General features: G+C 63.5%; 7 protein-coding genes. 3 read left to right on the top strand and 4 right to left on the bottom strand.

Annotated features, from left to right (window positions below; all coding sequences use genetic code 11):
- The first annotated feature begins 20 nt into the window (after positions 1-20).
- Positions 21-1,616 carry an RNA repair transcriptional activator RtcR gene (gene rtcR, locus ABI660_RS14550; RefSeq protein ID WP_348069248.1) on the top strand — a complete coding sequence of 532 codons (1,596 nt, stop codon included), beginning with the start codon at positions 21-23 and terminating at the stop codon, positions 1,614-1,616.
- Positions 1,617-1,854: 238 nt separating this feature from the next.
- Complete coding sequence (locus ABI660_RS14545) at positions 1,855-3,915, top strand: ATP-binding protein (RefSeq protein ID WP_348069246.1); 2,061 nt, start codon at positions 1,855-1,857, stop codon at positions 3,913-3,915.
- Positions 3,916-4,074: 159 nt separating this feature from the next.
- Here the strand turns inward: ABI660_RS14545 and ABI660_RS14540 are convergent, their stop codons facing one another.
- The 3 genes from ABI660_RS14540 to ABI660_RS14530 form a co-directional block, all read right to left on the bottom strand.
- Positions 4,075-5,391 (bottom strand): glycerate kinase, encoded by a 1,317-nt coding sequence (locus tag ABI660_RS14540; protein ID WP_348069244.1) that lies wholly within the window; start codon positions 5,389-5,391, stop codon positions 4,075-4,077.
- 90 nt (positions 5,392-5,481) lie between these two features.
- Positions 5,482-6,438, bottom strand: a complete 957-nt coding sequence (locus tag ABI660_RS14535) for a tripartite tricarboxylate transporter substrate binding protein (protein ID WP_348069242.1) — start codon at positions 6,436-6,438, stop codon at positions 5,482-5,484.
- 42 nt (positions 6,439-6,480) lie between these two features.
- Positions 6,481-7,566: a tartrate dehydrogenase gene (locus ABI660_RS14530; RefSeq protein ID WP_348069240.1), complete on the bottom strand. Its 1,086-nt coding sequence runs from the start codon at positions 7,564-7,566 to the stop codon at positions 6,481-6,483.
- Positions 7,567-7,667: 101 nt separating this feature from the next.
- Here ABI660_RS14530 and ABI660_RS14525 point away from each other — a divergent pair, with 101 nt between their 5' ends.
- Positions 7,668-8,603 (top strand): LysR family transcriptional regulator, encoded by a 936-nt coding sequence (locus tag ABI660_RS14525; RefSeq protein ID WP_348069238.1) that lies wholly within the window; start codon positions 7,668-7,670, stop codon positions 8,601-8,603.
- Between the two features lie 84 nt (positions 8,604-8,687).
- Here the strand turns inward: ABI660_RS14525 and ABI660_RS14520 are convergent, their stop codons facing one another.
- Complete coding sequence (locus tag ABI660_RS14520; protein WP_348069236.1) at positions 8,688-9,821, bottom strand: ABC transporter substrate-binding protein; 1,134 nt, start codon at positions 9,819-9,821, stop codon at positions 8,688-8,690.
- Positions 9,822-9,931 lie beyond the last annotated feature (110 nt).

The raw sequence follows: 9,931 nt of genomic DNA, 5'->3' as shown, positions 1-9,931 counted from the left end.
AAAGCTAGTACATTAGAAATATGAAGAAAAAAGTGGTGATGGGTTTCCTGGGCACGCAGCTTGATTCGGGCCTGAGTGCGGCACGCTGGGAGAAGTGGCGGCCGACGGTATCGATCGCGCAGCATGAGGACCTGATCGTCGACCGGCTGGAGCTGATGCACGACCCGCGCAACAAGGCGCTGGCCGAACGGGTTCGGGACGACCTGGTTCAGCTTTCTCCCGGCACCGAGGTTCGCCTGGTCGAGATGGCACTGGCCAACCCTTGGGATTTCGGCGAAGTTTATGGCGCGCTGTATGACTGGATACGTGCCTACCCTTTCGACACCGAGCGCGAAGAGTACTGGGCACACATCACGACCGGCACCCACGTGGCGCAGATCTGTCTGTTCCTGCTGGTCGAGGCGCGTTTTATTCCGGGTGTACTGCTACAGACGGCTCCGCCCAGGGGCCGGCAAGGCCAGGGCGTAGGCAGCTATGAGCTGATCGACCTGGACCTCTCGCGCTATGACGCAATCAATGCGCGGCTCGCAGTGGCGCAGCAAGATGCTGTTTCCTTCCTCAAAAGCGGCATCGCCACACGCAACCCGCGCTTCAACACGCTGATCGAGGAGATAGAGCGCATTGCCGTGCAGAGCAAAGCGCCCATCTTGCTAACCGGGCCCACCGGCGCCGGCAAGTCAATGCTGGCGCGGCGCATCTTCGAGCTCAAAAAGTCGCGCCACCAGGTCAGCGGCAGCTTTGTGGACGTGAACTGCGCAACCTTGCATGGCGACGGCGCGGGCTCCGCCTTGTTCGGCCATAAAAAGGGAGCCTTCACCGGCGCTGCAAGCGACCGCCCTGGCCTGCTGCGCACCGCCGACAAGGGTGTGCTCTTTCTCGACGAGATCGGCGAGCTGGGCCTGGACGAACAGGCCATGCTGCTCAAAGCGGTGGAAGAAAAGCGCTTCCTGCCCGTCGGCGCAGACAAGGAGGTCGAAAGCAGTTTCCAGTTGATCGCGGGCACCAACAAGGACTTGCGTTCGGAAGTGGCGTGCGGGCGTTTTCGCGAAGACCTGTTTGCGCGTATCAATCTGTGGACCTACACCTTGCCGGGCCTGAGCCAGCGCCGCGAAGACATCGAACCCAACATGGACCACCAGCTCATGCTCGCGTCTGAAGACCTGGGCCGAAAAACCCGCATGACCACCGAGGCCCGCGCAGCTTATTTGCGCTTCGCGCAATCAGGGGAGGCCGTCTGGACCGGCAATTTCCGCGACCTCAGCGCATCCATCACGCGCCTTGCCACGCTGGGCGACAACGGCCGCATCGGCGCACGCCTGGTGGAGGCGGAGATCGCGCGACTACGCTGGCAATGGCAGGCAGCGCCCCCGGAAACCGGTGCTGCCGCCGTATCGCTCACCGAATTGATGGGAAACGCTGCGGATGCACTCGATTACTTTGAACAGCTGCAGCTGCAGGCCGTGATCGAGGTTTGCCGCAAAAGCGCGTCGCTGAGTGACGCCGGTCGGGCGCTGTTCAACATCTCGCGCACGCAGCGCAGCGTGGTGAACGACGCGGACCGCCTGCGCAAGTACTTGCTGAAATTCGATTTGACCTGGGAGAAGCTGGCGACCTGAAGCCGTGCGTGGCGCCACCGGGGCCAACGACACCGGCGCCGACTACTGCTGCCTTTCCCGTACACAAATGTTCTTTAGAAGAATGTGGCGCTAGCCCATATCACACGTGCGCATATAGCTATAAAATCAATAGCACATCGAGATTGTTGGCCACGTGGGCGAAGGGAAACGGCGGCGCCCGCGACACACGGCATTGGCCTACAGCAGGTTTTTGGCGCGCCATGGCATCATGCCTCCCATGAATTCGCCGCATCCGCCGGAAGACAACTCGCCCTCCAACGACGCGCGGATGCGCACCTTGGCCACTGCCAGTTCTGTGGTGGTCTGGTACACGGCCGCAGACGGTGCCGTGGTGGCGCGCAATCCTTCCTGGGAAGCCTTCACGGGTCAGACCTTCGATGAGTGCGCGGGTTGGGGCTGGCTCAACGCCATTCACCCCGAAGACCAGCCCGGGGTGCGCAGCACCTGGACACAGGGGGTGCGCTCGGGCAGGACGGTTGAACTGGCCTACCGGCTGCGGCGCCGTGACGGCATCTACCGCAACGTGACGGCCGAGGGAGCGCCCGTGCTCGAAGACGGCGCCCTGCGGGAATGGGTCGGTTTTTGCGTGGACGTTACGGACAGCAAACGCGCAGAAGAAGCCCTGAAAGCCAGCGAAGAACGCCTCCAGTTTCTGGACCGGCTCGGCCAGGCCACACGCCCCCTGACAGACGCGGGTGAACTTATGCAAGTCACCGCCCGCATGCTGGGGCAACACCTGGGCGCAACGCGGTGCGCCTACGCGGATGTAGAAGCCGACAGCAATCGCTTCACCATCCGCAACGACTGGTCGATGGAGGGCGTTGCCAGCAGCGCCGGTGTGTATTCTCTGGATCTTTTCGGCCCGCTGGCCACCTCGAACCTGCGGCGGGGTCAACACCTCGTGGTGCACGACGTCGACAAAGAGCTGGGCGAAGAAGGCGGCGCGCGCATGTTCAAGGCCATTGGCATCCGGGCCGTGGTGTGCACCGCCCTGGTAAAGGAAGGCCGGCTGGTGGCGCTGATGGCCGTGCACCAGGCTACGCCGCGCCAATGGACACTTGCCGAAATTGCGATCATTGAGGAAGTGGTAGACCGCTGCTGGGCGCACATTGAGCGCGTGCGCGATAACGCTATGCTGCGCGAGCAGGACCGGCGCAAGGACGAGTTTCTGGCCACACTGGCGCACGAGTTGCGCAACCCACTGGCGCCCATCAAGTACGCGATTGCCATGCTGCGCAAAAGCAAAAACGGGGATCACAGCTATTCTGAAAAGGCAAACGAGGTGATTGACCGGCAGGTCAGCCTGATGGCGCGGCTGATCGACGACCTGCTTGACCTTTCGCGCATCAACCGCGGCCTGATTCACCTCAAGCCCGAACCGGTGCTGGTGAGCGACCTGATGCAGCAGGCGGCGGCATCGGCCCGCCCCGCCATGGAAACGGCGGGACACCGCCTGGAAGTACGGCCTGGCGAGGAAGACCTGTGGCTACACGCTGATCCCACGCGCATGGTGCAGGTGATAGGAAATCTGCTCGCCAACGCCGCCAAATACACGCCCGACGGCGGCCACATACAGTTGGCCGTGCGGCGCTCGGGCGGTATGGCGGTGCTTGAAGTGATCGACAACGGCATCGGTATCCCGGCGGGCGAACAAGGCCAGCTTTTCCAGATGTTCACTCAGCTCAGCCACACCGCCGACCGCGCGCAGGGCGGCCTGGGCATTGGGCTGGCGCTGGTCAAAACGCTGGTGCAGATGCACCAGGGCAGCGTACGCGTGTTCAGCGAAGGGCTGGACCAGGGCAGCACTTTTGCGGTTGAACTGCCGCTTGTCGAGCGCGGCCCGCACCCGATGGCACAGGCGGCCCCTGCGCCAACCCATTCGCCCGTGGCGACCCAGACCCGGGTATTGGTGGTTGAAGACAACAAGGACGGGCTGGCCACCCTGCTCGCCCTGCTGGATGCCATGGGCTATGAGGCCGCCGGCGCGGCCGATGGCATGAAAGGGCTGGAAATGGCGCGCAGCTTCAAGCCCGACGTGGTGCTGCTCGACCTGGGTCTGCCCGTTCTGGATGGTTTTGGCGTTGCGCGCGCGCTGCGCGCCGACCCGGCCTTTGCGTCGGTCGCTATCGTTGCGCTAACTGGCTGGGGCGCCGAGCGCGACAGAACGCGCACTGCAGAAGCTGGCTTTGACGCGCACCTGACCAAGCCGATAGAGCCCGACCTGCTGGAGGCCTACCTGGCCAAGTTCAGCAGTCGGCGGCCCGGGGTGCCGGGTTAAAAAAGAGGGGCAGCTGCCCAGCAAATTCGCGCGCGGTGCCGCAGTGCGGACATGCCGGCGCATTGACTTTTGCAACTGCGAGCGGGCTTCGCTTGCCTCCGTGCCAGCCAAATCCTGAAGAAAAAGTGACGCCAGCCCTTATTCTACGGGCACAAGCAGCTACAAAATCAATAGCGCTCGGAAGTCATTGACGTTGGTGTGCGTGGGGCGAGTTACCACCAGGTCGCCCAGCGGTTCAAAGTAGCCATAGGCATCGTTGCGGTCCAGGAAGCCGTTGATCTTCATGCCCTTCGCCGCAGCGCGCTGCAGGGTGTCGGGTGCTACATAGGCGCCAGCGTTGTCTTCCACACCGTCGATGCCGTCGGTGTCGGCCGCCAGCGCATACACGCCGGGCTGGCCTTGCAAGGCCAGCGCAAGACCCAGGCAGAACTCGCCGGCCCGCCCGCCGCGGCCTTTGGCGTCGCCGGGTTGCCGGGGCCTGATCGTCACGGTGGTTTCGCCGCCGCTCAAGATCACGCAGGGCTTGCTGAAGGGCTGACCGCGCAGCGCCACGGCGCGTGCCAGCGCCGCATGCACCTTGCCGACTTCGCGGGACTCGCCTTCCATTTCGTCGCTGAGGATATGCGCCGCCAGCCCTGCCGCGCGTGCCGCCGCGGCCGCGGCCTCCAGCGACTGCTGGGGCGTGGCGATCATTTGGACTTCGTGCCCTTCGAACGCCGGGTTGCCTGGCTTGGGCGTTTCCAGCGCCCCGCTTTCGAGCCGCGACAACACCTCCGCCGGAACGGCAATGCCATAACGTTTGAGAATGGCCAGCGCGTCGGCACAACTGCTGGCATCAGGCACCGTGGGTCCGCTGGCGATGATGGAAGGGTCGTCGCCCGGCACATCGCTGATGGTCAATGTCACCACGCGCGCCGGGGCGCAGGCCGCGGCCAAGCGCCCGCCCTTGATGCGTGACAGGTGTTTACGCACGCAGTTCATCTCACTGATGTTGGCGCCGCTGTTCAGCAGGGCCTTGTTGATGCCTTGCTTGTCTTCCAGGCTCAAGCCCTCAGCGGGCAAGGTGAGAAGGGCCGAGCCACCGCCCGAGATCAGGCACAGCACCAGGTCATCCTTCGTCAGACCCTGCGTCATCTGGAGAATGCGCTGCGCTGCGGCCAGGCCGGCTGCGTCGGGCACCGGGTGCGCCGCTTCGACAATCTCGATGCGCTGCGGCAGGCCAGCGGGGCGTGGCGGAATGTGGTGGTAACGCGTGACCACCAGGCCTTCGAGCGGCGCATCAGCCGGCCACAGCGCTTCGACAGCCTGCGCCATGGAGCCGCCGGCCTTGCCGGCGCCGATGACGATGGTGCGGCCCTTGGGCGGCTTGGGCAAGCAGGCCGCTGTGTTGTGCAGCGGCAGGGCCCGCGTGACGGCGGCGTTGTACAGATGCTCGAGAAACTGGCGCGGCTGGGTGGCGGGATCGGGTGCAGTCATTCAATGTCTCCTGCCCCATATTGTGCCGCCGTAACCCGCCGGTAACCCGGCTGCTTGGCGGTCCAGCCTGTCAGCGAGCGGCCAGGCTGCCTACTTCTTGCCCAGGCCCAGCCGCTGCGCACCTTCCGTGTACAGGCGGGTCTTGTCTTTCATGAACGCGTCCATCTGGTCCAGGCCCACGTTGACCAGTTCGAAGCCGCTCTTGGCTGCGAGTTCTTTCATCTCGGGATCGTTGTTCAGTGCGGCCCATATGTCGGAAATCTTCTTGCGGGCCTCGGGAGATGTGTTTTTTGGCACGCCGATGCCGCGATAAGCACCGTCGACCCAATCCACGCCCAGCTCCTTGAAGGTGGGTACCTCAGGCATCAGCGGGTGGCGCTTTTCCATGGCCACGGCCAGCGGCCTGATGCGGGTTTTGTTGTTGATGGCAAACGCGGTGTAGGTCATCGCTCCGTCCACCTGTGCCCCCATGACGGATGTGGCCATGTCACCCGTTCCCTTGAATGGCACGTAAATCGTCTTGATGCCGAAGGCCGCGTTCATGCGCTCGTGCGCCGCATGGTTGGCCGAGTTCTGGCCGGAACCGCCCAGGCTGAGCTTACCGGGATCGGCCTTGGCGGCCTTGATGAAGTCGGCAAAGTTCTTGATCGGACTCTGCTCGGGCACCACCAGGATGTCAGGCGTGTAGTGAAACCAGAAAACCGGTGTGATGTCCTGCGTCTTGTATTGCACCAGGCCTTCGATGGGCTGGAACACGATGTGCGGCAGGTTGATGCCCACGATGTTGAACCCGTCGCCAGGCAGGCTGTTCATCTGCGACCACATCAGTGCACCGCCTGCGCCGGCCTTGTACTGGATGATGGTCTCAATCGCCGCGCACTTTTTCTTCAGCACCATCTGCTGGTGGCGCGCCGACAGGTCCGACTCGCCGCCGGGTGGAAAGGCCTGCCAGTACTGCAGGTTTTTGTCTGGGCAGGCCTGCGCCATGACAGCGGGCGCCGCAACCAGGCAGGCGATGCCTATCCATTGCTTGATGTCCAGTTTCATGCTGTTGTCTCCTTCTTTTATGTGAATAGCTCGGGAAATGTTTCAGGCCGCGCGTACCTGCTGTTTCTCGCCCAACAGCGCGCAAACCGCGTCGGTGACTTCGGCGGTGCTGGCATTGCCGCCCAGGTCGCGCGTATGCAGGGCCGGGTTGGCGGTGACAGTCTCGATGATCTGCATCAGGCGCTGCGCCGACTTGCTCTCACCGAGGTGCTCAAGCAGCATGACGCAGCTCCAGAAGGTGCCGACCGGATTTGCCAGGCCTTGGCCCATGATGTCGAAAGCCGAGCCGTGGATGGGCTCGAACATCGACGGGTAGCGGCGCTCGGGGTCGATGTTGCCGGTGGGCGCAATGCCCAGGCTGCCGGCCAGCGCGGCGGCCAGGTCGCTCAGCACATCAGCATGCAGGTTGGTCGCCACCAGGGTGTCCAGCGAGGCGGGCCGATTCACCATGCGGGCGGTGCAGGCGTCGACCAGCTCCTTGTCCCAAGTGACGTCCGGAAACTCTTTGCTGATTTGTAGCGCGATCTCGTCCCACATGACCATGCCGTGACGCTGGGCGTTCGATTTCGTGACCACGGTCAGCAGCTTGCGCGGACGGGACTGCGCCAGCCGGAACGCAAAACGCATGATGCGCTCAACTCCGGCGCGCGTCAGGATGGACATGTCGGTGGCCACCTCGATCGGGTGGCCCTGATGCACGCGGCCGCCGACGCCGGCGTACTCGCCCTCGGAGTTTTCACGCACAATGACCCAGTCCAGGTCCTTGGCCGTGCAGCGTTTGAGTGGCGCGTCGATGCCGGGCAGGATGCGCGTGGGCCGCACATTGGCGTACTGATCGAAGCCCTGGCAGATCTTCAGGCGCAAACCCCAGAGCGTGATGTGGTCGGGAATGTGCGGGTCGCCTGCCGAACCGAACAGGATGGCGTCCATGCCGCGCAGGGCGTCCAGACCGTCGTCGGGCATCATCACACCGTGCTGGCGGAACCAGTCGCCACCCCAGCCAAAGGACGTGAAGGCAAAGCCGAAGTTTTGCGTGGCGGCCAGGGCCTGCAGCACTTGCTGGCCGGCGGGAATAACTTCCTTGCCAATGCCGTCGCCGGGGATGCAGGCAATCTTGTAAATCTTCATCAGGTTTCCTTTGAATCGGTATGCGGTGAAGAAGAACTTTATCGATTGCCGCGTTCAACAGAACACATTAAAGTTATCTCATTGTTTACTTTGAGTTAATAATGAGCACGCCTGCCTCCGCCCCTTCCGAGATGGCCTTTTTCAGCCTGCTGGCGCGTTGCGGAAGCTTCTCAGCCACGGCACGCGAGCTGGACGTGACAACGCCGGCCATCAGCAAGCGCCTGGCACAGATGGAGGTGCGGCTGGGCGTGCAACTGCTCAACCGCACCACACGCCGTATCAGCCCCACGCCTGAAGGCGAGATCTACCTGAGCCACGCACGGCGTATCCTGGCTGAAATTGACGACATGGAGCAATTGGTCTCCAGCGCCGCAATTGCGCCCCATGGCCTGCTACGCGTCAATGCCACCCTGGGGTTTGGCCGCAGCCACATTGCGCCGCTGATCTCCGGCTTCGTGAAGCTGCATCCGGACATGCAGATCCAGCTCCAGCTCAGCGTCAACCCGCCGCCGGTCAGCGACGACACGTTTGACGTGTGTGTACGTTTTGGCGAGCCGCCCGAGGCCCGCGTGATCGCCCGCAAGCTGGCCCCGAACCGGCGCCTGCTGTGCGCCGCGCCCGCTTACCTGGCCAGGCACGGCACACCCAGGGCGCCGCACGACCTCACGCAGCACAACTGCATAGGCATACGCCAGGGCGATGAGGCCTATGGCATCTGGCGCCTCGGCTCAGGCAAGCGGACGGAGACGGTGAAGGTACGCGGCAACCTGAGCACCAGCGACGGCGAGATTGCCGTCAACTGGGCACTGGCGGGACACGGCATCGTGATGCGGGCCGAGTGGGACATCGCGCGCTACCTGCGCAGCGGCCGGCTGCGCCAGGTGCTGGAAAACTACCAGACCCCGCCGGCCGACATCCATGCGGTCTATCCGCAGCGGCACCAGGTGTCGGCCCGGGTCCGCGCCTTTGTGGACTACCTGGCCGGACACTTTGAAAAGTCCTCCACGCGCGCAGCGGGCCTGGTGAGCCGCTGGTAGACGCCCACGGAAGAACCTTATTCCTTTTCTGCATCATTCGTGAACGCGAAACCGACAAAGTGCACAGATGACTTGGAAATGGAATTACTGTCGGATGCGCCCGGTGTCGGTGATGATGGTCAGCTCCACAAACTTCGAGCCGGCGCGCATGCCGGGCCGGAAGCCCACCTTGTAGCCACCCAGGTCGAAGTTGTCCAGGCCGTCCAGCGCAGCGACCATGCCTTCACGCGACACCTTGGGACCCATGCGGCGCGCAGCCTCGACGATGACGCTGCCGGCAATGTAGCCTTCCATCATCGCGTAGCTCAATGGCACCTCCACCTTCGGCGTCGCGGTGCGGACCAGATCGGAGAGCTCCTTGCTCAGGCGCCCGGAAACCTTGTAGGGATTAGGTGTGACCTGCGTGATGGCCACGCCTTTCAGCTGCTCTTCCCCCAGGCGTTGGGACATCTGCTCGATGTCTGCGCCCGAATGGGCAAACAGCTGCGCCGCACCGCCGTCGAGCCTGTATTTTTCAATGAAGGCCGCGGCGGCGGCCCCGCTGGAGACAATGATGATGGCCTGCGGTGCCGCGGCAATGAACGCATCCACCACGGTATTCGGCACCTTGTTGGTTCCCTGTACATACGTGGCCTTGGCGGTGAGCTTGGCATTGCGGGCCTTCACGGCTTCTTCCATGGCGGCCAGCAGCGTGGCCGCCCCCGACCCGTCCGGATAAAAAAGGCCCAGGCGCGTGACACCTACCGTGACCAGGTGCTCGGTGATCTTGTTGAGTTCATCGCGCAGGTTGGCACGCACGCTGTAGAGCATGGGTGTCTCGGTGCGGATCTCGTTGACGCGGTAGCCTACCAGCGGAATTTTTTCCTTCTCCAGCAGGCCCGAATCCACCACCTCGCCAATCTGGCGGTCACCGAAGTAACCTGCCAGCACCAGCGGGCGGTTCTCGCTCAGCAGCAGCTTGGTGCCGGCCAGGGTGTCGGCTGGCCGGCCGCCGTCGTCCTTACGGACCAGCGCAAACGTGTGGCCATTGACACCGCCGGCCTTGTTGGCCTTGTCCAGCGCCAACTGCAGGCCGGCCGAGTAGGCACGCGCCTGCGTTCCTTCCAGCCCGGACAGCGGCGCGACTTGTCCCACAACAATCTGCGCCGCGCCTGCCGCGAGCGAGGCAGCCGTCACGCCGGCCGCAGCCAGCACACGAACCAGGGATTGAATACGCATGTCTTGTCTCCTATGTACCCAGAGACAACGCCCGGTTTGGCGAATGCCTGCTGGCCGCAGCACCAAACTGCGGTTACAGATTGAAGCATGTACCAAAAATAAAGTCGATT

The organism is Polaromonas sp. (genome assembly GCF_039930745.1).
GTDB lineage: Bacteria > Pseudomonadota > Gammaproteobacteria > Burkholderiales > Burkholderiaceae_C > Polaromonas.
The sequence above is the reverse complement of the archived record's forward strand: the minus strand, read 5'-3'. Positions and strand labels throughout refer to the sequence as shown.

Coding starts and splice junctions, on each gene's coding strand:
- rtcR (WP_348069248.1), top strand. CDS start 21: ATGAAGAAAAAAGTGGTGATGGGTTTCCTGGGCACGCAGCTTGATTCG.
- ABI660_RS14545 (WP_348069246.1), top strand. CDS start 1,855: ATGAATTCGCCGCATCCGCCGGAAGACAACTCGCCCTCCAACGACGCG.
- ABI660_RS14540 (WP_348069244.1), bottom strand. CDS start 5,391: ATGACTGCACCCGATCCCGCCACCCAGCCGCGCCAGTTTCTCGAGCAT.
- ABI660_RS14535 (WP_348069242.1), bottom strand. CDS start 6,438: ATGAAACTGGACATCAAGCAATGGATAGGCATCGCCTGCCTGGTTGCG.
- ABI660_RS14530 (WP_348069240.1), bottom strand. CDS start 7,566: ATGAAGATTTACAAGATTGCCTGCATCCCCGGCGACGGCATTGGCAAG.
- ABI660_RS14525 (WP_348069238.1), top strand. CDS start 7,668: ATGAGCACGCCTGCCTCCGCCCCTTCCGAGATGGCCTTTTTCAGCCTG.
- ABI660_RS14520 (WP_348069236.1), bottom strand. CDS start 9,821: ATGCGTATTCAATCCCTGGTTCGTGTGCTGGCTGCGGCCGGCGTGACG.